Origin of the sequence: Vagococcus zengguangii, from assembly GCF_005145005.1 — a bacterium.
GTDB lineage: Bacteria > Bacillota > Bacilli > Lactobacillales > Vagococcaceae > Vagococcus_A > Vagococcus_A zengguangii.
Map to the genome: position 1 here is coordinate 1626000 of NZ_CP039712.1, position 23645 is coordinate 1649644.

A 23645-nucleotide genomic window follows, 5' to 3' on the forward strand; every position below is an offset into this window, starting at 1 on the left:
TCACTAGATATCTTAAAATCTAAGAGATAGGCAACTTAGACCACCATCAATTTTTCTAAACTCTGATGTATCAACCACTAACACTTTGTATCCCAACTCTTCGATTTTCTTTTGTACAACTGGATAGCCTTCTGGTACAATCACATAATCATTAATCCAAATACAGTTTGCACCGTAAGCTTCTTCCATATCAATTTCAATTTTATTGAATTTTTCAAACTCAGGCGCTTGTTTAAATTCACCTGCTACAAGTAAATTATTATTTTCTAAATAAGCCAATCCTGTTTTTAAATGTAACATTTCTTTCATTTCGACCATTTGACCAGACAAACCATATTTTTCTAAAATTTCAATCATTTGTTTTGCCCCTTCTTCATTGGTACGAGCCGATAAACCAATGTAGAAATGATCGCCAACCATCATAATATCGCCCGCTTCAACTGTCCCAGGATCTTTAATATATTCAATATTTTCATAAAATTTTTCTAAAGCGGCAATCATATCTGGTAACGCTGCTTCTTTACGGCGACTCAATGCCCCAGGGCGTGTCACAATCGCACATTTACTCGTACATAAAGCTACATCTTCGACAAAACATGAATCAGGAAAATCATCTTGCGGTTCTAATACTGTCACATTCACGCCAGTTTTAGTCAAAGCGCTTACATAATTTTCGTGTTGCATTAAGGCTTTGCTATAAATTGGTTTCCCTTCATTTGCACTCGTTAAACCTTCTGAAATACTGCTTGATGGCACACGAACAATAACATTTTTGAACATACATTTTTCCCTCTTTCTTCTAATTTATTCTTACAACTTCAATTATAACCTCCTTTTTATGAAAACTCAAAGACTTTAAGGATTAAAAACATTCAATAACTGAACTAATATTATACTCAAATAAACTTTTTTTGATAAATTAAAAAAAAAAACGACTCTCTTACGAGAATCGTTTTTGGCTTCATTAAAAATATTACATACCGTATTTTTTGTTGAAGCGATCCACACGTCCGTCTGCTTGAGTGAACTTTTGACGTCCTGTGTAGAATGGGTGAGAATCAGAAGTAACCTCAACACGGATCATTGGGTAAGTGTTACCTTCAAATTCAACAGTTTCTTCAGAGTACTTAGTAGAACCTGATAAAAACTTGAACCCTGTAGTAGTATCCATGAATACTACTTGTCTGTAATCTGGATGAATTCCTTGTTTCATGTGTTTTCTCTCCTTTGCCCTGAATCATTTGCTGAATCAGAGTTATTATTGTCTTCACAACATTACTATATTAGCATGATTGTGTCAAATCTGCAATAAATTTTGTCGATTAACGGCGACCTTTATTATTAAAGGTCACGTCTTTAAAGGCTTTGTATAAGTCTTCATTCGTCTTAGTTTTTCTTAAGAAATTAAGCAATTGTTCGGTGTATTCTAAGGAATCACCTTTCATATTGCGACGAATGTGCCAAATCTCATCTAGTTTTTCTTGTGGAATTAATAATTCTTCGCGACGTGTGCCTGATTTTTTCACATCAATTGCTGGGAAGATACGACGTTCAGCTAGCTCACGAGATAAATGTAATTCCATGTTCCCTGTTCCTTTGAACTCTTCATAGATAACATCATCCATACGACTACCTGTATCGACTAAAGCAGTTGACAGAATCGTTAAGCTACCGCCTTCTTCGATATTACGTGCCGCCCCAAAAAACTTCTTCGGACGATAAAATGCAGCAGGATCAATCCCCCCACTTAAGGTACGGCCACTAGGTGGAATAACCAAGTTATAGGCACGTGCTAAGCGCGTAATATTATCCATTAAAATCACCACGTCGCGTTTGTCTTCAACTAAACGCATTGCACGTTCTAACACTAATTCCGAAATACGCGTATGATTTTGCGGTTGTTGATCAAACGTCGATGACACGACATCCGCTTTGACACTACGCTCAATATCCGTCACCTCTTCAGGACGTTCGTCTAATAGTAATACAATTAATTCAACTTCCGGATAATTGGTCGTAATACCATTGGCGATTTCTTTAATCAATGACGTTTTCCCCGCTTTAGGAGGTGCCACAACTAGCCCGCGTTGACCAAAACCAACCGGTGAAAAAATATCAATCATGCGTGTGCCTAAGCGACCCGCTGTGGTTTCCAATTTCAATTGACGATCTGGATATGTCGCTGTTAAAGCCGGAAAATGCGGACGCTCTTTGGCTTCTTCTGGATTTTTGCCGTTAACTGTTTCAACATGCATCAACCCATAATAACGTTCACTCTCTTTAGGAGGACGCGCTTTCCCACTAACTTTGTCACCATTTCTCAATCCAAAACGACGAATTTGTGAGGCTGAGATATAAATATCTTCCGCACTTGGTGAATAGTTAATCGGACGTAAAAAACCATAGCCATCTTGTGAAACAATATCAAGAATTCCTTCCATCATAAAGAAACCTTGTTTTTCAGCTTGCGCTCGAATAACCGCTAAAGACAATTCTTTTTTATTCATCTGGCTGTAGTATGGAATTTTATATTGTCGAGCATATTCATAGATTTCTTTCAGAGTACTATTATCTAGTTCCCCCATTGTTAAATAATCTTTCAATATGTTACCTACTTTCTTAATCTTCTTCGATTAATTGAATATCAGCTCCTAAAGCAGTTAATTTTTCAATAAAACGGTCATAACCACGTAAAATATGGCCAATGTTTGACACTTTTGTTTCACCTTGAGCCATAATACCAGCAATCACCAGACACGCTCCTGCACGTAAATCACTCGCTGCTACTTCGGCACCATTCAATTCATTTGGCCCATTCAAGACAATCATATTACCTTCAACTTGTGCTTTAGCCCCCATGCGTGCTAACTCTGGAATATGGTTGACACGTTGTTGATAAATCGTATCCTCAATAATACTTTCGCCAGTTGCTTTTAATAATAATGGTGTAATGGGTTGTTGTAAATCAGTCGCAAATCCTGGATAAGGATACGTTTTAACATTAGTCGGTTTCAATTCAGTTGTTGGATGAACGAAGATACTTTCCTCGTTCATATCCATCTTAACGCCCATTTCTTCAAGTTTTAAAATAAAACTATCTAAATGCTCACGAATCACATTTTTAACTAAGATCCCTTCACCAGCAGCTGCTGCTAAAGATAAATACGTTCCCGCTTCAATACGGTCAGGAATAATTGAGTGACGACAGCCACCTAATGTTTCAACTCCATCAATTCTGATTTCGTCAGTCCCTGCACCACGAATTTTAGCCCCCATATTATTTAACAATGTCGCCACATCAATAATTTCAGGTTCACGTGCAGCATTTTCAATCACGGTACGACCTTTAGCCGTTGTCGCTGCTAACATCACGTTAATCGTTGCACCAATTGATACTACATCCATAAAGATACGCGTACCTTTTAATCCTTCAGCTGGTGCTTTTAAATACATTGCCCCGTGTTCTGACTTAACTTCTGCGCCTAATGCTTCAAAGCCTTTAATATGTAAATCAATTGGACGTGGCCCTAAGAAACAACCACCCGGCAAACCAACTACTGCTTCACCATACTTAGCTAATAACGCGCCCATAAAATAATAAGACGCTCTTAAGCTATTAATTTTACCACTCGGCATCGGGATAGATACCATGTTAGTCGGATCAATGGTCATCGTGTTATCTTCAAAGGTAACACCTACACCCATAATTTCTAAAATCTCTTTTAACGAATAAACATCGGCAATATCCGGTACACCTTCTAAAACAACAGGTGAATCTGCCATAATAGCTGCCGGAATTAATGCCACGGTACTGTTTTTAGCCCCATTGATGGTCACTTCGCCTTTAAGCTTAGTACCACCATTTATCAAAAATTTTTTCATTGCTATATTCATTCCTTCTATTTCGTTTTTATCTCGAATACTGTGCAGTTTAAGTGCAATCTTCATTATTTTAACATATCACTAGGTAATTCTAAAGTTATTATTACCTATGCTTAATTAAAAAACAAAAATAGAAAAAGAAGAAATCAACTGAGCGAGATAGCTGATTTCTTCTTTTCTTTTTAAACGTGATTAGTTATTAATTAATTGGTGCTTCGACAACCCTAAACCAAATATGAATACCATCGGGATCGTCGACGTTTAAAATCTTTTTACCTTTATTGTAAAAATAATCAATACCCATTTCATCCAGATGCTCTTTAAGATGTTGCATCGCTTGGTCATGTTGTAAATGGAAGGTTACATAATCTAACCCCATATGTTCATCGTCAGGCTTATCTAATTCTAAAATTTGTGAGTGACGCAATGACACATGATGATGATAGTCATTTCCCGATAGGTAACGAACACTACGATAATCAGTGTTTCTTAGTTTAAACCCTAACACATCTTTATAGAATGCTTCACTTTTCTCTATATCAGAGACATTCAACTGCACATGTCCTACGACTGTTTTAGAATCCAACTCAAGCAATGTCTCAGTTGAGACTTTCTTTAAATCTTCAACATCTAATGGACGATTTTCTGGAGTGAAGTTTTCAATTCCTATTTCACGATCCCAATATATTTTTACAACATTAAATTCAGGATCTTTAATAACTAAAACTTCCGCAAATCCATAATCTAACGTTTCCAATACTGGATAGTTAATACTTTCTAAATAATTTAAAAATTCAGCTAACTGTTGACGCGTTTTAACTTTAATCCCAATGTGATTTAAGCCATTATGTGTATATGGACTTGGCAACGCTCCTGGTTCTTCTAATAACGCGATTAATGGTGATTTACGGCCTCTAGTCCCTAAGAAAGCCATATCATTTTCTTCATTTAAAATAGCTAATTTCAATACATCTGTGTAAAAAGCCAATTGCTTTTCCATGTCTCTAACCTTCAATGCCACAGAACCAATAAATGTTTCTTGGTCTATTAAAAACTTTTGCATGAACATTTACCACTCTTTCTATATTAAATAACTAACGATAGTGTAACATTAAATAAAAAAAAACAGAAGAAATATCCCTTAAAAAAAATTCCCTATCTAACTTCTCACTTCATAAGCTAGTTGATAAAGCGGAACTAGCGCTTGATACGTAGCTATCATATACGCTAACTGTGCTTGCGGCTGTAAGATTTTTTCATCCTCTTTTTGAATGATACGTCCAACCATGAACTCCCCTTTTTTAACATCACGCCACCTTATTAAGCCTTGTTCCAGGTCCATTTCAGACAATTTTAAAACAGTTGGCTGCGTATGATCAAGGGACACAACAAAGTCATCTCCCAAAGATTTAATCAATGATTGATGTTCAATAAAGGTAGTGGCCATTTCTTTTTCAAATTCAGGATTATCAATAAAACTTAACCACATACCAATGTACTCGTCATTAATTGTCAATTCAAAATGAGGGAAGCGTTTATAGCCACGTTTGTTCCCTCCAAAAGCAGCCCACGTACTTTCTGGTGCATAAGTTGTACGACGACGATGTTGTGCAATATGAATTAATAGCTCCTCACCTAATTCGGGTGCTAAGGCCGTCACCACTTCTTCACCAATTGCTTGAAAAGTTGGTTGAATCTCCGCTCTAATCGCGTTCATACGCGCGTCTAAACCGTCGATTTCAAAAATTTTAAAGCTTGCTTCATTAAACATTTCATTCCTCCTTATTTACTCTATATATTCTTAGAATGATTAGTCCTCTAATCATTAGTATTAATTAATTTTTGCCACTGGCTTCTAGAAATTGCATAGACAGATGACACCGTATTGATTGGGTCAGAATACTCTTTAATTTTTGTCATCCCAATCGCCAACGCTGTTTGATAAGACGCGACATTCGTATATTTCATATAAGAATAAATCGTGTCGTAATGTGTATGTACGAAAAACCAATCACGAACCGCACTGGCGGCTTCTTTGGCGTATCCCTGTTTCCAATAGTTTTTGTTAATATGATAGCCAATTTCTGGCACATAGTCACCATCAATCGTCTGCATCGTCACGCCACAATCCCCAATAAATTCACCAGTTTCTTTTAAAATAATCGCCCACAAACCAAAACCGTCACGTTGATAATTGGCAAGATTCCAATCAATCCAACGCTTTGTTCGTTCTTTATCAAAAGGTGCTGGATAATGTTGCATGGTTTCTTCATCTGAGAGGATTTCGTATAACTCTTCAAAATCATCCTGTGTATAAGCTCTTATAATTAAGCGTGATGTCTCAATCACTCGTCTCTCACCTCTTTTAATTAACTCATTTATGTTCATCGTTTGTTTCAGACACTTTATTATACCAAGAAAACATGACAAAATATGGCATAAAAAATAAAAAAAGACGCTTCTTTTTAAGAAACGTCTAAGTGACTGATTAGTTCATCTTAGTTAATAATCCGACCACTTCAACATGTGGTGTTTGTGGGAACATATCAACTGGTTGAACTTTATCTAATTGGTAGCCTAAACCAGCATAGATTTTCACATCACGGGCAAAGGTACTTGGGTTACATGATACATAAACGATTTTTTCAGGTTGCATCGCTGCTGATGTTTCGATAAAGCTTTCTTTCAAGCCTTTACGAGGAGGATCGACGATGATAACATCGGCTTCAATCCCTTTTTCTTGCCATTCCGGTAAGACATATTCAGCTGCCCCAACTTGGAATGTTACATTTTCAACATCATTGATTTCTTGGTTACGTTTAGCATCCTTAATCGCTTCAGGAACAATTTCCATACCGTAAACATGTTCCACTTTATCTGCAATTGTTAAACCAATCGTACCAGTTCCACAGTAAGCATCAATGACCGTATCAGTTGCTTGTAAGTCTGCAAAATCAATGGCTACTTGATATAAAACTTCTGCTTGTTTCGTGTTAACTTGGAAGAATGATTTAGCTGAAATTTCATAACGTTTACCTAACAACTCATCCACAATCACGTCTTTACCATAAAGCGTTCTTGTCCATTCACCTAAAATAACGTTTGTTTGATCACCATTAATATTTTGAATAATTGACGTGACATTTGGTAAAGCTTTAACAATTTCAGCGACTACTTTGTCACCTTGGAAAATTTTACCAACACGTGTTACTAAGACCACCATTAATTCGCCTGTGTAATGACCATGACGGACAATAATATGACGGATTAAACCAGTATTTTCTTCTTCGTTGTATGGTTTGATATTAAATTGACGTAGCACATCACGTACCGCGATTACTGCTTTATCAATCACTTCATCTTGAATGTAGAATGATTCAATCGGCACTAAATCATGGCTATTACGACGGTAGAAACCAGTTTCTAGTTCACCTTCAATTTTTCTAACAGGAATTTGGGCTTTATTACGGTAGTGAGTAGGATCTTCCATCCCCATTGTTGGTAACACTTCGATTTCAGGCATTTTAGCCACTTTACGCATCACGTTTTCAACTTGTTTTTGTTTGAAGTCTAATTGTGCTTCGTAACTCATGTGTTGTAACGGCGCAATACCGGTACGAATTAAAGTTTCATCTTCTAACGCCACACGGCTTTCTGATTCTGTTAAAATTTCTAACACTTTAGCAAAGGCAAATTTTTTGCCGACTTTCATCACGTGAATTTTTACTTGTTCGCCTGGTAAGGCATTTTCGATAAAAATTGGGTAGCCGTCTACTTTGGCAACACCGCGTCCTTCATGGGTCAAATCGATAATATCCACTACTAAGCGGTCATTTTTACTTACTGGTAACATTGTACACTCTCTCTTTCTTGTTTAAACCATTGATACATAACAAAGGGAACTAAGACTTAGTGTCTCAGTCCCCTAAAACATTTCTAATTACAACGATGAATACTTCTTTATTACTGTATAGTATTCATCGCTTAAAAGCAACTTTTTTCGTGCTTAACTAATTTTACCATCTTCATTTAAATCTTCTTGCGTTAAGACTTCCATCTCTTTAACAAACGCATCGCTGACTTCACGCATCTCATTATCACCAGCGTATGAATCTTCAGAAATTTCATCTAAGTTCACATAAAATTCAATGTGTTGAGGGAGTGCTTTAAATGTCATCGGAGCATCACCACCATATTCGCCATCTAAATTCATCATCAAGCGGACGTCATCATCCATCGGTGCTACCTCTAAGTGTGAGGTTTTTGTGTAAATAATCCCCGGATCATTCACATGCTTACCACCATTTAATAATTTTACAATTAAACGTAAAATTTCGACTAAGTTTGCTGTTTTAACGATGATTAGCGAGAATTTACCGTCATCTAACTGCGCATCAGGGACAATCGTTTCGAAACCACCGACTGAATTAGTCAAGCCGACAAAGAACATAGACGCTTCACCTTCGTATACTCCATCATCATACGCTAGACGCATGTTGATAGGTTTAACTCGCGGCAACATTTCGGCTCCCTTAACGATGTACGCTAAATATCCAAAAATACTTTTCAATTGTGATGGAACTTCATAAGTTAACTCGGTTAAGTAACCACCTGCCCCAATATTGATGAAGTAATGGTCATCTGCTTGACCAACATCAATTTTTAGCGTTTGTTTTTTTAACATCACACGGGCTGCTTCTAAGACATCGTTGCGCGGAATTTTTAACGCACGAGCATAGTCATTTGTTGTTCCACCAGGAATGATACCAATTCTAGGACGCTTTTCTAAGGGCGCAATCCCATTAATAACTTGGTTAATCGTGCCGTCTCCACCAGCTGCTACGACTAAATCAAACCCAGCAATCGCCGCGCGACGTGCTTCTTGTTCTGCTGAATCCGGTTCAGGTGTTGTAGCGTAAGCACTGGCTTCATAGCCAGCTTCTTCTAAAATAGCTAGAATATCTGGTAAATGGCGTTTCATTAACTCTTTTCCTGAAGTCGGATTGTAAATCACTCTTGCTCTCATGTTACTTCCTCCACTTGTTAACGTTTCGCAAGCTCTTCCATTAATAATTTATTAACGATACCAGGATTCGCTTGACCTTTAGTTGCTTTCATCGTTTGACCTACTAAGAAACCAACCGCGCGATCTTTTCCGTTTTTGTAATCCTCAATTGATTGCGCATTGTTATCTAAAATCTCCGTAATAATCGGTAATAATTGACTTGGATCTGACAGTTGAACTAACCCTTTAGCTTCAACGACTTGTTTTGCATCGCCGCCATTTTCAATTAATTCTTTGAAGACCTTTTTGGCCATCTTAGAACTAATTGTACCGTCATCTATTAATTGAATCATACCCGCCAAGTTGTCAGGTGTCAATTTTGTCTCATGTAATTCTAATTGCTCACTATTCAAATGTGCAGAAACTTCACCCATCAACCAGTTAGAAGCCGCTTTAGCATCGACCTTATTAGCAATGGTTGCTTCAAAGAAGTCTGACATTTCTTTAGATAGCGTTAAGACCATCGCATCGTATTCTGGTAACCCTAATTCAGAAACGTAACGGGCACGACGCGCTTTTGGCATTTCTGGAATTTGACTACGTAAATCTTCCACCCATTCACGAGAAATTTCTAAAACAGGAATATCTGGTTCTGGGAAATAACGGTAGTCACTTGCCCCTTCTTTCACACGCATTAAGATTGTTTCACCAGTTGAATCATCAAAACGACGAGTTTCTTGTTGAATAATACCACCAGATAGCAAGACTTTCTCTTGACGTTTTACTTCATATTCAAGACCTTTTTTCACATTACTAATCGAGTTAATGTTTTTGATTTCCGTTTTTGTTCCAAATTTTTCTTGACCGTAAGGACGTAATGAAATATTGGCATCGCAACGCATTGAGCCTTCTTCCATTTTCACATCACTCACGCCTGAGAATTGAATCATTGAGCGAACGGCATCTAAATAAGCATAGGCTTCTTCAGGCGAACGCATATCAGCTTCTGATACAATCTCAATCAACGGTGTGCCTTGACGGTTTAAGTCAACATAAGAATAGCCATCTGTTCCATGAATATTTTTACCTGCATCTTCTTCTAAATGAACACGTTCGATACGAATTTTTTTCATTTCGCCGTTCACTTCAATCTCAATCCAGCCATTTGCGCCAACAGGGTAATCTGCTTGCGATATTTGGTAAGCTTTAGGATTGTCCGGATAGAAATAATTTTTACGGTCAAAGTGCGTGTATTCAGCAATTTCACAGTTTAACGCTAGCGCAGCTTTAATACCATACTCTAATGCACCTTTATTTAATACTGGTAAAACACCAGGGTAACTAAAATCAATCTCATTCGTGTTAACGTTTGGGTCTGCCCCAAAGTGAGCAGGTGATGGAGAAAAGATTTTAGAATCAGTTTTTAATTCAACGTGGATTTCTAATCCGATAACTGTTTCAAAGTTCATATTAATTTCCTCCTAATATAACTGGTAATTTTTTGTGATGATCAGTTGCTTGCTCAAAAGCATGCGCAGCTTGATACATCGTTGCTTCACCAAATGGTTTACCAATTATCTGCAAGCCGACTGGTAAGCCTTGAGAGAAACCACATGGAATCGACATTCCTGGTAAACCGGCCATGTTAGTTGGAATGGTTAACACGTCTGACATGTACATTGTAATTGGATCATCAATATTTTCACCTAAACCAAACGCGACTGTTGGCGTTGTTGGTGCCATAATCAAGTCATATTCAGCAAAGACGTTTTCAAAATCTTGAATCATTAGCGTTCTTGCTTTACCGGCTTTGCGGAAGTAAGCATCATAAGAGCCAGCACTTAATGAGAACGTTCCTAACATGATACGACGTTTGACTTCTTCACCAAAACCTTCTGAACGAGATTTCACGTAAACTTCTTCTAAGTTTTTTGCTTCAGGTGAACGGTAACCATAACGAATACCATCAAAGCGTTGTAGGTTTGATGAAGCTTCAGCTGAGGCAATGATATAGTAAGCGGCCACGCCGTATTTAGTATGTGGTAAGCTAACTTCTTCAACGATAGCACCTAATTTTTCATATGTTTTAACGGCTTCTTTAACAGCAGTCGCAACTTCTGGGTCAACCCCTTGTGCGAAGTATTCTTTGGGAACGGCAATTTTCATCCCTTTAACGCCTTCGTTAATGGTAGCAGTAAAATCTGGTACCTCTAATTGAGCGCTTGTGCTATCTTTAACGTCATGTCCACTAATTGCGTTTAAAACTAAGGCATTGTCTTTAACGGTACGTGTCATTGGTCCGATTTGATCTAAGCTTGATGAAAAAGCGATTAAACCATAACGAGAAATACGACCGTAAGTAGGTTTCATCCCAACAATCCCGTTGAATGCTGCAGGCTGACGGATACTACCCCCTGTATCAGAGCCTAGTGAAACAGGAATTTGACCAGCCGCTACTGCAGCAGCCGAACCACCTGAAGAACCACCTGGTACTTTCGTTTCATCCCAAGCATTTTTAGTTTTTTTGTAGTAAGATGTTTCCGTACTTCCACCCATGGCAAACTCGTCCATGTTTAACTTACCGATACTGATAAAGCCTGCTTCATTCACTTTATCAACAACTGTCGCGTCATAGACAGACATGAAGTTTTCTAAAATTTTGCTGGCAGCTGTTGTTGGCATCTCTTTGGTTACAATGTTATCTTTGATCCCAATTGGAATACCTGCTAAGACGTTGCCTTCGGCGATTCCAGCGTTATCTAATTCTGTTGCACGCGCGATGGCGTTTTCTTTATTTAAGGCTAAGAATGCTTCAACTTTTGGTTCAGTTGCTTCAATTCTTGCGAATGTTTGCTCGGTTAATTCTTTAGCCGATAATTCTTTTGATACTAATAATTGATGTAGCTCTTCGATATTTTTTTGGAATAATTCAGTCATTATGCGCCTGCCTCCCCATCATCCATAATTGCTGGTACTTTGATATAGCCGTCGCCTGTTTCAGGAACACGTGCTAATAATTCCTCTTTCAGATTAGACTGAACCGCAATATCTTCACGGTAAACTGAACGGTTATGAGCAACCGTAAATGTTGCGTCAACACCCTCACCATCAATTTCTTCTAGTAATTCAACCATCTTGATGACTGATTGTAATTTTTGCGTAAATACTTCTGATTCAGCGTTAGATAATTCAAGTTTTGATAAACCTGCGACTTTGTTAACTTCTTCTGCACTAATTGGCATTTTACGACACTCCTTTATTTGTTATTATTGAAACACTTGAGCTGTAATTTCTGATTTGCCAGCTGGCTTAATTACAACGGCCTTCGTATTATTTAATTGATTAATTTGGACAGTAACACCTGCTTCTATTTTGAAAATGGAAGATAGGCTACTGCCAACAAATTGTGTAAAACTTTCTAACTCTGAGACACTATAGTAGTTTGATTCAATCACAATACTTAATTGTTGTAACTCATCATTACGGTAATAAGCTGTCCCTGAAAAACCACTTAGATTAGGAAAGAATCCTTGAACATTGGTCTTAAAATCATTAAACTTCGTTTCTATCCCATCGTCAAGTGCTTCGCTATTATTTGTTGATAAAGAAATATACTTCTCGTTGACGTCTTCCCAGTCATCTAACTTATCACCTTTTTTACTTGTGGCAACCGCAAAATAATTACCTCCTGCCACACTCGTTTTAGACGCTTGTTTGAATAGTCCAATTTTGATAGGGATATTTTTGCCGACACCTTCAATTTTGCGCACACGTTTTATCACTTCTTCAGCGATTTTTTTTCCTTGTGTTTTAATTGTCTCATCACTAATGTCTGTTGCCGGATCCGTTGAATAATCGACACTATTTAAAGCAATTCCTAAGCTGATGCCTGATAATTTTTGCGTATCCATTTTTAAGAAATTTTTCTCAATGATTTGTTGTAAAACAAGTGGTTCTTTCTCGTTTTTTGGATTCAGCCCTAACTCATTGGTATCTGTTTTACGGCTTATCCAGCTTTTTAGATCATCTGTTTTTAAATACTGACCTTCTTGTAAGTAGTAATCTTTGGTTTTAAAACTTTCTTTTGATAGCTCAATTAAACCGCGATCAAAATTTTCTAAGTTATAGTTACTATTTAAACGGTTTGCTGCCATGGTCCGCGCAACACTCGTTTTATAGGTGCCATCGACTAATAGCGCCTGATAACTATCTTTACTAACGCCACCCGTCGTGACCACTTTATCATTTGATGTTTTTTGGGTAGTGACTTTGCCACCACTTTCTTCTAAATTCCCACAAGCACTCAATAATAAAACACTTGTAGCTAAAAGACCCACTAAATATTTTTTCATTTCCTACTCACCTCTTTCAAAAGCTTCAACCATTTGAGCTTCTGTCCACACAGTCACGCCTAGTTCCTGTGCTTTTGTTAATTTACTACCGGCTTCTTCACCCGCAATGACGATATCCGTTTTCTTCGAGACGCTACCCGTTACTTTGCCGCCTAATGCTTCAATCATTTTCTTAGCATCATTACGTTTATAAGTTGTTAAGGTACCAGTCAACACGACCGTTTTTCCTTGGAAAACGGAATCAATGGATGCTTTGTCAGCACTCGTTAAGCCTTTATAAGTTAAATTGACCCCCACTTGTTCAAATTCTTGAATTAAGGTTGTGGCTTCTTCTTTTGAAAAATACGTCACTAAGCTATCCGCTATGACTTCGCCTAATGAATCAATCGTCGTCAATTCTTCACGCGTTGCTTGTTGGATTGCCGCCATATTACCGAAATGTTCGGCAATTAATTGGGCAGCTTTCGCTCCGACATGTCGAATACCTAACCCAAATAATAAACGCTCTAAAGAATTTTGCTTACTGGCTTCAATTGCTTGTAATAAATTGTTGGCGGATTTTTCTTTGACTTTGTCCATCGTTAACAATTGTTCTAACGTTAATTTATATAAATCAGCAACGTCTTTAATTAATTCTTTTTCGAATAGTTGTTCAATCACTCGGGGTCCCATACCGTCAATATTCATCGCATTACGAGAAACAAAATGAATCACGCCTTCTTTAATTTGGGCAGGACACATTGGATTAATACAACGTAGTGCAACCTCTTCGTCAAGATGAACGAGTTCACTTTGGCATTCAGGACAATGTGTTGGGGCTTGATAAGGTTGACTACCCACTTCACGCTTATCTGCTATCGAACGCGTTACTTCTGGAATAATGTCCCCTGCTTTATGGACCATCACATAATCATTTAAGCGAATATCTCGCGCCTCGATTAGATCCATGTTATGCAGACTTGCACGAGCTACGGTTGTACCAGCTAGTTGCACTGGTTCCATCACCGCTGTTGGCGTTACAACTCCCGTACGGCCAACTGTCCACTCGATATCTAGCAATTTCGTTTGCGCTTCTTCAGCTGGGAATTTATAGGCAATCGCCCACTTTGGTGCTTTAACGGTATACCCAATTTCTTCTTGTAACGCAAACTCGTTAACTTTAATCACAATCCCATCAATTTCATACGGCAAATCATGACGTTTTTCTTGATAAGTTTGAATATAGTTCCAAACTTCTTCAATCGACTCGCACACAATCCCTTCAGGATTAATGTGAAAACCTAGTTCGTTCATCTTCGCTAAACCTGATGATTGTGAGGTTAAAGCTAATGCTTCTGGTGTCGCAACTGCATAAATAAAGCTACTTAAATTGCGTTTCGCTACTACGCGTGTATCTAGCTGACGTAAACTACCAGCAGCCGCATTACGTGGATTAGCAAAAATATTTTCCCCTTGTGCTTCACGTTCCTCATTCAATTCCACAAAAGAAGACTTCGGCATAAAGCACTCACCGCGAACTTCTAACGTTAACGGTTCTGGTAAGATCTGCGGAATATCTTTGACTTGTTTCAAGTTCTCAGTAATATTCTCACCAATTTTACCGTCACCACGAGTTGCCCCTTGAACAAACTTGCCATCTTGATATTTTAAAGAAATAGCTAGCCCGTCGATTTTCAATTCACAATTATAAGTAATTGGACCTGATACTAGTTTTTTAATGCGTTCTTCAAACGCGACTAAATCTTGGTAGTTAAAGGCATTGCCTAAACTTAACATAGCTGTTTCGTGTTTGACTTTTTCAAAACCAGAAAGAACGCGCCCGCCTACTTCTTGGGTAATCGAGTCTTTCAGCTTCAGTTCTGGATGAGCCGCTTCTAGGGCGACTAATTCTTGATATAAATGATCATACTCTGCATCGGTGACAGATGGTTGATCTTGCTCATAATATTCTTTGGCATACTGCTTTAACAAACGATTTAATTCGAGCATTTTTGCTTGTTGATTTTCTGTCATGATGTTCGTTCCTTTACTTTTTCTTAATTGGGGCAAATGCCGCCATCAAACGTTTAATTCCTTGAGCTGGGAAAGCTACATCTAATTCAGTATCTTGCGCTGAGCCATTGACTTTAACAACTGTTCCTTCGCCCCACATCTTATGAATGACTTTGTCACCCGGACGCCAAGTTGCTTGGTCGCCACCTGTTGTTTGTTTTTGACTGACAGGCTTAGCGACCCCTTGCCCGTAGATGCTACGGCTTGATGTCGCTTGACTACTTGTAGTAGCCCCTCTTTGTGAAAAACCTCGACTCGCTTGGGCCGGACGTGAGCTAGCAAATGTCGTTGCGTTACCACCATAATAAGTCGGGGTCGCTTGTCCTTCACTTTCGATTAGCTCTTGGTTAATTTCACGAATAAAACGTGACGGACTATTGCTTTGTGTACGACCATATAACATACGTGAAGAACTATTTGTTAAAAATAGTTTTTGTTCCGCACGCGTAATCCCCACGTAAGCTAAACGACGTTCTTCTTCTAACCCATCCGCTTCATCCATTGTACGTTGAGAAGGGAATAAGCCTTCTTCCATTCCAATTAAGAATACAACCGGAAACTCAAGTCCTTTGGCCGCATGAAGTGTCATCATCGTCACTTGCGACTGGGGCTCTTCTTCTAAATTATCAATATCAGACACTAATGCCAAATCATTTAAGAATAACGTTAACTTCATCTCTTCTGGCTCTTCTTCTGAGGCAACAAACTGTTTATCGAATTCTTTGGTTACCGTTAAGAACTCGTCCAAGTTTTCTAAACGTGTTTCAGCTTCTAAATTATTTTGGGCGACTAAACTAGCGGAATAACCACTTTTTTTCAACACTTCTTCAACTAAGTCTGTCACCGTCATAAATGGAATCATCTTTTGGAAATCATGAATTAGTTGCGCAAATTTATATAATTCAGTCGCTGCTTTCCCTGTAATATTCGTTAAATCAACATTTGTGGCAGCTTCTAACAAACTCCATTCATGTATCGCCGCAAATTCACGGAGTTTATTAATCGAAGTTGCGCCGATGCCACGTTTAGGCTCGTTAACAACACGTTCAAAACTTAGTGAATCCATTGGGTTAGAGATCAAGCGTAAATACGCCATAATATCTTTAATTTCTTTACGGTCATAGAACTTGTGACCGCCAACCATCGTATAAGGTATATTTGATTTCACAAACATATCCTCTACCGCACGTGACTGCGCATTCGTACGATATAATACAGCAAAATCACCGTTTGAGTAATTTTCCTGCGCTTTTAACGTTTGAATATTTTCAACAATATAGCGGGCTTCATCACGTTCGGTATTGCCACGATAATACGTAATTTTTTCGCCATCGTGATTTTCCGTCCACAATTCTTTTTTGCGACGGTTATCATTATTGTTAATCACATTATTAGCGGCTGCTAAAATATTTTTCGTCGAACGATAGTTTTGCTCTAACAACACGACTTGTGCTTGTGGATAATCTTTTTCAAAATCTAAAATATTTTGCATGTCGGCACCACGCCAACCGTAAATACTTTGGTCAGCATCCCCTACCACACATAGGTTCTTAAAACGCGCCGCCAACATATTAACTAAGGTATATTGTGCATGGTTTGTATCTTGATACTCATCGACATGAATATAATGAAATTTATTTTGATAAAACTTCAATACGTCTGGTTGCTCGTTGAACAAGCGAATCGTTAACATAATCAAGTCATCAAAGTCCATTGATTGATTCAAGCGTAGTTCTTTTTGGTACATCTGATACGCTTTTGCAACAATGCCTTCAAAATAATCGCCTTGAAGTGCATCATAGTCCTCAGCTGTCTTCAGTTCATTTTTAGCTTGGCTAATTTTCCCTAAAATCGCACGAGGCTCGAATTTTTTTGGGTCTACATTCAATTCTTTAACAATTCGTTTCATCAAGGTTAACTGTTCCGAACTGTCTAAGATAGTAAAATTACTGTTGTAACCAATTAAATCAACATCGCGTCTTAAAATACGGACACACATTGAGTGAAAGGTAGAAACCCAAATAGCGTCACTATCTTCCTTCACAATTTTAGCCACACGTTCTTTCATTTCTCGGGCTGCTTTGTTGGTAAACGTAATCGCTAAAATATTCCATGGATTGACGTCTTTTTCTTGAATAAGATAAGCGATACGATGCGTTAACACACGCGTCTTACCACTACCTGCCCCAGCCATGATTAATAGCGGGCCTTCGGTAATTTTTACCGCTTCTTTTTGTTTGGGATTCATCCCGTCTAATAAAGAGTGGTTTGATAACATTGACAACGTCCTCTCTGAATTTACAATCTTTCTTATTATATCAAAAAATCGATAAAACTTCTCTTCCGATTCACTACTATTTATGCTTTTTTTAGATAAACGCCTGGCAAATAAAAAAGTCACAAATTAATATGACATTAATCCGTGACAACTAGTATTTTATCTATTTGGTTTTTTTAATAATTTTATACGATAATAAAGAATACTAAACACATGAACCACACATATAAACGCCACTTTCACAAAAAAGGCCGTAATTAATTTCTTGACCGTAATGCCACTCGTCTGACAATAAAACAGATAAACGGCGAAGCTCAACAAGTAACAACTAAAAGTCACTTGACTAGCATATGACAAGACTTTTTCAGCTTCTTTCTTACGTTTTAATTTTCCTAGTAAAATTAAATAACCTACACTACTACCTAAAATTATCAAACTACAAATTATTTGTACCATAACCGTTCCTTTTCTTTCATTATCAATCGCTTTTTATTTGAATGATTATAGCACACTTATGTTGATGTGTCACTAAACGCTGAATTTATTAACGTTTGTATTTGGCACATATTCCAACTGGATTTGTGATTGCTACATTAAGTTTTAAAAAACTTAACAACACTAATGTTAACAAATAAAAAACATCCTTAAGCGCCAAATCAACTTGCTAATAATCAATACAAACATAACGAGCATAGAAATTTGAAAATTTGAAAATTCTTTGCTCGTTACCTTTTTATTCATCTTGTAATGTTTCCACCACAGCTTGAGCAACTTTTAATGGCAGTCCAAGCTGATTCAACTCTTCAATTGTTGCTTTCTTTATATTTTTGACAGATTTATAATGTTTCAATAACATCTGTTTACGTTTAGGGCCTAAACCTTCGATGCCATCTAGTTTAGACGAGAAACTATTTTTACTTCTCACTTGACGGTGGAAAGTAATCGCAAAACGATGGACCTCCTCTTGAATACGTTGTAGCAAGAAAAATTCGTTGGATTGACGTTTTAACGGAACTGCTTCAAGTGGTTGACCATAGAGCAATTCACTCGTCTTATGTTGATCATTTTTGGCTAGTCCTGCAATTGGAATATCTAAACCTAATTGGTTCTCTAAAACGTCACGCGCTGCTTCGATTTGGCCTTTTCCTCCATCAATTAATATCAAATCAGGAAACGGCAAGTTATCTTTAAGAACTTTGGCGTAACGACGATAAACCACTTCTTTCATTGTCGCATAGTCATCCGGGCCCTCAACCGTTTTTATTTTATATTTGCGGTATTCACCTTTAGCCGGTTGACCATTTAAAAAGACGACCATCGCAGACACCGGACTTGTTCCCATAATATTGGAATTATCAAAGGCTTCGATACGGATAGGGACCGGAATATTTAGCGCATCGCCTAGACCTTCAACAGCACCCATTGTTCGTTCGGTTTTACGTTCAATTAGTTCAAATTTTTGTTCGAGCGATACACGCGCGTTTTTATTTGCCAACTCGACTAACTGTTTCTTTTCTCCAATTTTTGGCTGAATCACTTTGGTTTGTAGTAACACTTGCGCACTCTCTTTATCTATCGAATCCGGGATAAAAATTTCTTTCGGTTTAAAATGTTGATTTTCTAGATAGAACTGTCCTAAATACGTTAGAAAATCTTCTTCCGCCTCATTATAAAATGGAAAAATCGACACATCTCGCTGAATCATCTTGCCTTGACGAATAAAGAACACTTGCACACACATCCAGCCTTTATCTACATGGTACCCAAAAATATCACGGTCAATAAAATCTGTTAGCGTCATTTTTTGTTTTTCCATAACACCTTTAATCGCTGTAATTTGATCACGTAATTCGGCCGCACGTTCAAATTCCATTTTTTCAGCTGACTCATGCATAAACCCTTCTAATTCACGAACCACATCTTTATAACCGTCACCTTTTAGAAAATGTTTAATTTCCTGGATCATACCTTCATAAACTTTCGGACTAACGTCATAGACACATGGTGCCAAACATTGTCCCAGATGATAATACAGACAAACTTCCTTTGGTAATTTTTGACACTTTCTTAACGGATACAGTTTATCCAAAATTTTCTTTGTTTCATTTGCAGAGCGCACATCGGGATACGGACCAAAATATAACGCTTTGTCCTTCTTAACTTTACGGGTAATCAGTAAACGAGGGTAACGTTCGCTCGTCACTTTAATAAAAGGATAATACTTATCGTCCTTGAGCATAATGTTATATTTGGGTTTATTTTGTTGAATTAAATTTATTTCTAACACTAGCGCTTCAGTATTCGACTCCGTCACTATATATTCAAAGTCAACAATTTCACTGACTAAACGCTCAGTCTTCGTATCATGGCCCCCACGAAAATATGAACGCACGCGATTTCTTAAATTTTTTGCTTTCCCAACATAAATAATCGTGCCATGCTTATCTTTCATCAAATAACAACCAGAATTCGTTGGCAAAAGCGATAATTTATGTTCGATTGTTTCGTTCATAAAACTCACCTCTTTACTCCTTTAGTATACATGAAAAAAGATAATAAAAACAAAAATGACTCCAGCAATTAATCACGTAACTATTATTAGCAACTATATAGGAGTTGAATGATATGTTATTTACCAGCTTATGCTTAGTGCTGAACTTTTTACCTGCTTGGTTAATACCTAAAGAATTTCCAAATGAAACAATAACACAGGTCATGACTGATGCTTTATTAGTAAAGATAATACTAGCTTTTACTATAAGTGTTAACATGATCATCCCTATAACAATCACTCTACCATGGATGATTTTAATTGCCTTAACTTATGCACAAGCTCTTGCTGATATACGTTATCAACTCATTTCACCTTTACTCCTAATATGTCAGTTAGTGTTAAGTGTTGGCTGGTTAAATCATTCCTTACATAAACTATTTCTTTGTATTCTTTGCTATTATTTTTTCAAACTCATCACTAGCTTCTGCTCTAAAACGATGTTTGGACTCGGAGATGTTAAGCTACTACTTATGTATTACTACATCCTTCCTCTTATTAACTTTTGCCTTTTAATCATGATTGCTACTTTTTTAGCACTTATGTATGTTTTTTTATTATATTGGGTGACAAAACGACCTCTCAGTCAACCTTTACCTTTCGTCCCATTCATCTATATAGGGCTTATTATTTGTTGTATCTAAAATAAAAAGCTCTATAAAACGGTTACATTTTTTACACCTTTTCTTAATATTGATTTTACCTTCATCTATTTTGTTGGTATAATGGACTAAAGGAGTGAACGTAATTGAGAAAAGCTGACAGACATAATATTATCAAAAAAGTCATCACTGAGAACAACATTGAAAATCAACAACAACTAGTTGAATTTTTGGAAAAAGAAAATGTAGCGATTACGCAAGCCACTATTTCAAGAGATATCCGTGAATTAAACATCGTCAAAAGCCATAACAACGACGGTAAATCGTATTACCGCATCATTAGTACAGCCACAAAAGGTAAGAAAAAAATATCAGATGAAGAAAAACTAATTAATATCTTATCTGAATCTGCCACAAGTATTACGCAAGTTGAATTCTTAAACATTATCACGGCTTTTCCTGGTAATGGTCAAATTATTGGCGTTCTAATCGATAGCCTACGCTCGATTTTCAAAGAAATCGTCGCGTGTGTAGCTGGCGATGACACCGTATTAATTATTTCGAAAAACAAAGAAGATGCTGAAATTGTTAACGAGTATTTCAAACAATATATTTAATCACCACCGCTAAACATATAGCTCAAGCAAATGCTTGAGCTTTTTTGTATCATACTTTAAATATATAGCAAAAAAGAGGGGGCTCACGCCACCCTCTTTTTCATTTTTTTCGATTTTATGCCATTAACATTGCAGCAATTAACACTAGTAAGTTCATTACTGTAATGACAATGATGTGTTTGAATACAAATTTTGTCCAAGTAGTATAGTTAACTTTAGAAACTTCTAAACCACCCATTACTACCCCTGAAGTCGGTGTAATTAAGTTAACCACACCACAAGCAGATACGAAGATCATAATCATTACATCTGCACTTAAACCAACTTTGTCAGCTAACGCACCCATTACTGGGATAGAAACATAAGCTAAACCTGAAGTTGATGGGATTAAGAATGATAATAAGACATAGATAATGTAAGCACCGATTACAAACAAGATTGGTGATAATCCTTGTAATAGGTTAGCTGATTTATCTAAGATATACATATCTAAATGAGTAGTCGCCATTAATACTGAAGCGCCACGCGCTACAACGATGATTAATACAACCGATAAGATATCTTTTGCACCATCGATAAATGTGTCAATAATATCACTTTCTGACATTTTAGCGATTAACGCAATGATAATCCCCATGATGAAGAACCACATTGCTAAGTCACCAAAGTACCAAGCACCAAATGGTTCGCCTGTTAAGAAAGTTGTCCAGCTATCAAAGAAAGTTACACCAAAGTCTCCCCATGGAATAAGTGACACAATCATAACCAAGAAAGTAATCGCAAAAATAGTTAAAATCATTTTGTGTTTGCCAGTGAAAACAACTTTATCATCAAAACCTTTAGCAAAATGTTCTTCCATATCATTTTGTTCTTGCAGTGATAAAATAGTTGAACCTTTATCAGCTTTCACTTTTTTCGCATAACTCATTACAACAAAGATTGCGTAAGCAGTAGTTAAAGCCCATAATACTAAACCAATTAACATGATCAAACCAGTTTTTGGTTGAATGCTAATTCCTTTTAAAGCATCCATTGCTACTCCTGTTGCGAATGGGTTAACAGTTGAACCAATTACCCCTGCACCCGCACCAAGCATGACGGTACCAACTGAAACAATCGTATCAAAACCAGCTGCCACCATTGTCATTCCTAATAAACCGTAGAATGGAATGGTTTCTTCGGCCATCCCATATGTTGAACCACCAATTGAGAATAAGAACATTAAGATTGGAATAATAACTAATTCATTACCTTTTAATTTCTTCACGACATTTTGAATACCTGCTTCTAAAGCCCCTGTTTTGGTTACGATATTCAAGAAGCCACCTAATACTAAGATAAAGATACAAATATCAATCGCATCTTTGAAACCATAGAACGGTGACATCACCACATCTGATAACTTCGCACCGACTACTTGACTAACTGTTTCACCAGTATCACGTAATTCCATTGGTGAAAATTTAGCCCCATCTAAAAATTTGGTTATAATACCCAAGACGATAATAATAATAAATAAAATACTAAAAGACGAAAGCGATTTACGTTGTTTTTTCTCTTCCATTATTATTTTGGCACTAACTCGATAGTGCCACTCCTCTCTTATTTATTAATCGTTAAGATAATCCATAAAATAGTCTGTATCTAAAAAGATTAATTGTTTTTTATGATATTTAATTTTGCCCTGACACTCTAATTGTTTAATCATAGAACTAGCTGTTTCTCTTGTTGTACCAGCTAATTTAGCTAAATCATTAATGGTGATTGGAAATTTAATTTCATATCCCCCTTCATAACTCACCATGCCAAAATCGTGTAGAATCACCGCAAGTGAAAAAGAAATCCGATGAATCGCATTATTCGTAGTTCCTTTTTGAACTTTCAACATTTGGCGTTTCAAACTTTCCGATTGACTACGAATAAAATTCATTAGTTGAAGGTTATTTTGTTTAACTAAACGTTCATAGATGTCTTTTGGTAAATAATAAACTTCAATATCGGTGTACGCACTAGCAGAGAAATAATAATCCTCATCAAATAAGAAACCTATTTTAGGAAACATGGTACCTGGATTCAAGAAATCGATATACTCAAATTCACCCGTAAAGTCAGTTTTTTCAATTTTAACAACGCCTGACTTAAGTAAATAGACGCGATTTCTTTCATCGGCAGCATCAAATAAGACCTGTCCTTTTTTATATGATCTAAAATAAGTATGTTCTTCAATTTCTGCGAATTCTTCCTCATTAAAGTAACAAAAGTCTTTATATCTTTTTAAAAAGGTAATCTCTCTGCTTTTTTGCATA

General features: G+C 37.0%; 21 protein-coding genes. 2 read left to right on the top strand and 19 right to left on the bottom strand.

Features of this window, described 5'->3' with window-relative positions:
- Nucleotides 1-12: 12 nt before the first annotated feature.
- The 17 genes from FA707_RS07695 to uvrC form a co-directional block, all read right to left on the bottom strand.
- The gene (locus FA707_RS07695; protein ID WP_136953676.1) at nucleotides 13-780 is read right to left on the bottom strand and encodes a dimethylarginine dimethylaminohydrolase family protein; all 768 of its coding nucleotides are present in this window, start codon (nucleotides 778-780) and stop codon (nucleotides 13-15) included.
- 193 nt (nucleotides 781-973) lie between these two features.
- Nucleotides 974-1213 (bottom strand): type B 50S ribosomal protein L31, encoded by a 240-nt coding sequence (locus tag FA707_RS07700; protein WP_136953677.1) that lies wholly within the window; start codon nucleotides 1211-1213, stop codon nucleotides 974-976.
- A 109-nt stretch (nucleotides 1214-1322) separates the two neighbouring features.
- Nucleotides 1323-2603, bottom strand: a complete 1281-nt coding sequence (gene rho, locus FA707_RS07705) for a transcription termination factor Rho (RefSeq protein WP_136953678.1) — start codon at nucleotides 2601-2603, stop codon at nucleotides 1323-1325.
- Between the two features lie 16 nt (nucleotides 2604-2619).
- The gene (gene murA, locus FA707_RS07710) at nucleotides 2620-3882 is read right to left on the bottom strand and encodes a UDP-N-acetylglucosamine 1-carboxyvinyltransferase (protein WP_136953679.1); all 1263 of its coding nucleotides are present in this window, start codon (nucleotides 3880-3882) and stop codon (nucleotides 2620-2622) included.
- Nucleotides 3883-4081: 199 nt separating this feature from the next.
- Nucleotides 4082-4945: a VOC family protein gene (locus tag FA707_RS07715; protein WP_168177377.1), complete on the bottom strand. Its 864-nt coding sequence runs from the start codon at nucleotides 4943-4945 to the stop codon at nucleotides 4082-4084.
- Between the two features lie 96 nt (nucleotides 4946-5041).
- Nucleotides 5042-5653, bottom strand: a complete 612-nt coding sequence (locus tag FA707_RS07720; protein WP_136953681.1) for a DUF1054 domain-containing protein — start codon at nucleotides 5651-5653, stop codon at nucleotides 5042-5044.
- A 47-nt stretch (nucleotides 5654-5700) separates the two neighbouring features.
- Nucleotides 5701-6231 (bottom strand): GNAT family N-acetyltransferase, encoded by a 531-nt coding sequence (locus FA707_RS07725; protein WP_210409615.1) that lies wholly within the window; start codon nucleotides 6229-6231, stop codon nucleotides 5701-5703.
- Between the two features lie 139 nt (nucleotides 6232-6370).
- Nucleotides 6371-7735 carry a 23S rRNA (uracil(1939)-C(5))-methyltransferase RlmD gene (gene rlmD / locus FA707_RS07730; RefSeq protein ID WP_136953683.1) on the bottom strand — a complete coding sequence of 455 codons (1365 nt, stop codon included), beginning with the start codon at nucleotides 7733-7735 and terminating at the stop codon, nucleotides 6371-6373.
- Nucleotides 7736-7888: 153 nt separating this feature from the next.
- Entirely contained in the window at nucleotides 7889-8908 is a 1020-nt protein-coding gene (locus FA707_RS07735; RefSeq protein ID WP_136953684.1) for a diacylglycerol kinase, read from the bottom strand.
- 17 nt (nucleotides 8909-8925) lie between these two features.
- Nucleotides 8926-10356, bottom strand: a complete 1431-nt coding sequence (gene gatB / locus FA707_RS07740) for an Asp-tRNA(Asn)/Glu-tRNA(Gln) amidotransferase subunit GatB (RefSeq protein ID WP_136953685.1) — start codon at nucleotides 10354-10356, stop codon at nucleotides 8926-8928.
- Between the two features lies 1 nt (nucleotide 10357).
- Nucleotides 10358-11824, bottom strand: a complete 1467-nt coding sequence (gatA, locus tag FA707_RS07745) for an Asp-tRNA(Asn)/Glu-tRNA(Gln) amidotransferase subunit GatA (protein ID WP_136953686.1) — start codon at nucleotides 11822-11824, stop codon at nucleotides 10358-10360.
- Nucleotides 11824-12129, bottom strand: coding sequence for an Asp-tRNA(Asn)/Glu-tRNA(Gln) amidotransferase subunit GatC (gatC, locus tag FA707_RS07750; protein WP_136953687.1), 306 nt, complete (start codon nucleotides 12127-12129; stop codon nucleotides 11824-11826). The genes gatA and gatC overlap by 1 nt, the downstream gene beginning before the upstream one ends.
- Nucleotides 12130-12153: 24 nt before the next feature.
- Nucleotides 12154-13239, bottom strand: a complete 1086-nt coding sequence (locus FA707_RS07755; RefSeq protein ID WP_136953688.1) for a CamS family sex pheromone protein — start codon at nucleotides 13237-13239, stop codon at nucleotides 12154-12156.
- 3 nt (nucleotides 13240-13242) lie between these two features.
- Entirely contained in the window at nucleotides 13243-15252 is a 2010-nt protein-coding gene (gene ligA, locus FA707_RS07760) for an NAD-dependent DNA ligase LigA (RefSeq protein ID WP_136953689.1), read from the bottom strand.
- A 13-nt stretch (nucleotides 15253-15265) separates the two neighbouring features.
- Nucleotides 15266-17569, bottom strand: coding sequence for a DNA helicase PcrA (gene pcrA, locus FA707_RS07765; RefSeq protein ID WP_136953690.1), 2304 nt, complete (start codon nucleotides 17567-17569; stop codon nucleotides 15266-15268).
- Between the two features lie 159 nt (nucleotides 17570-17728).
- Nucleotides 17729-18025 (bottom strand): hypothetical protein, encoded by a 297-nt coding sequence (locus FA707_RS07770; RefSeq protein WP_136953691.1) that lies wholly within the window; start codon nucleotides 18023-18025, stop codon nucleotides 17729-17731.
- A 277-nt stretch (nucleotides 18026-18302) separates the two neighbouring features.
- Nucleotides 18303-20081 (bottom strand): excinuclease ABC subunit UvrC, encoded by a 1779-nt coding sequence (uvrC, locus tag FA707_RS07775; protein WP_136953692.1) that lies wholly within the window; start codon nucleotides 20079-20081, stop codon nucleotides 18303-18305.
- 113 nt (nucleotides 20082-20194) lie between these two features.
- Between uvrC and FA707_RS07780 the strand changes: the two genes are divergently transcribed.
- Together FA707_RS07780 and FA707_RS07785 are read left to right on the top strand one after the other, a co-directional pair.
- Complete coding sequence (locus FA707_RS07780) at nucleotides 20195-20764, top strand: A24 family peptidase (RefSeq protein WP_136953693.1); 570 nt, start codon at nucleotides 20195-20197, stop codon at nucleotides 20762-20764.
- Nucleotides 20765-20868: 104 nt separating this feature from the next.
- Nucleotides 20869-21339 carry an arginine repressor gene (locus FA707_RS07785; RefSeq protein ID WP_136953694.1) on the top strand — a complete coding sequence of 157 codons (471 nt, stop codon included), beginning with the start codon at nucleotides 20869-20871 and terminating at the stop codon, nucleotides 21337-21339.
- Nucleotides 21340-21454: 115 nt separating this feature from the next.
- Here FA707_RS07785 and FA707_RS07790 read toward each other — a convergent pair whose 3' ends face one another.
- Both FA707_RS07790 and FA707_RS07795 read right to left on the bottom strand, forming a co-directional pair.
- On the bottom strand, nucleotides 21455-22909 hold the full coding sequence (locus tag FA707_RS07790; protein ID WP_168177411.1) for a YfcC family protein: 1455 nt from the start codon (nucleotides 22907-22909) through the stop codon (nucleotides 21455-21457).
- Between the two features lie 39 nt (nucleotides 22910-22948).
- The gene (locus tag FA707_RS07795) at nucleotides 22949-23644 is read right to left on the bottom strand and encodes a Crp/Fnr family transcriptional regulator (RefSeq protein WP_136953696.1); all 696 of its coding nucleotides are present in this window, start codon (nucleotides 23642-23644) and stop codon (nucleotides 22949-22951) included.
- Between the last annotated feature and the right edge of the window lies 1 nt (nucleotide 23645).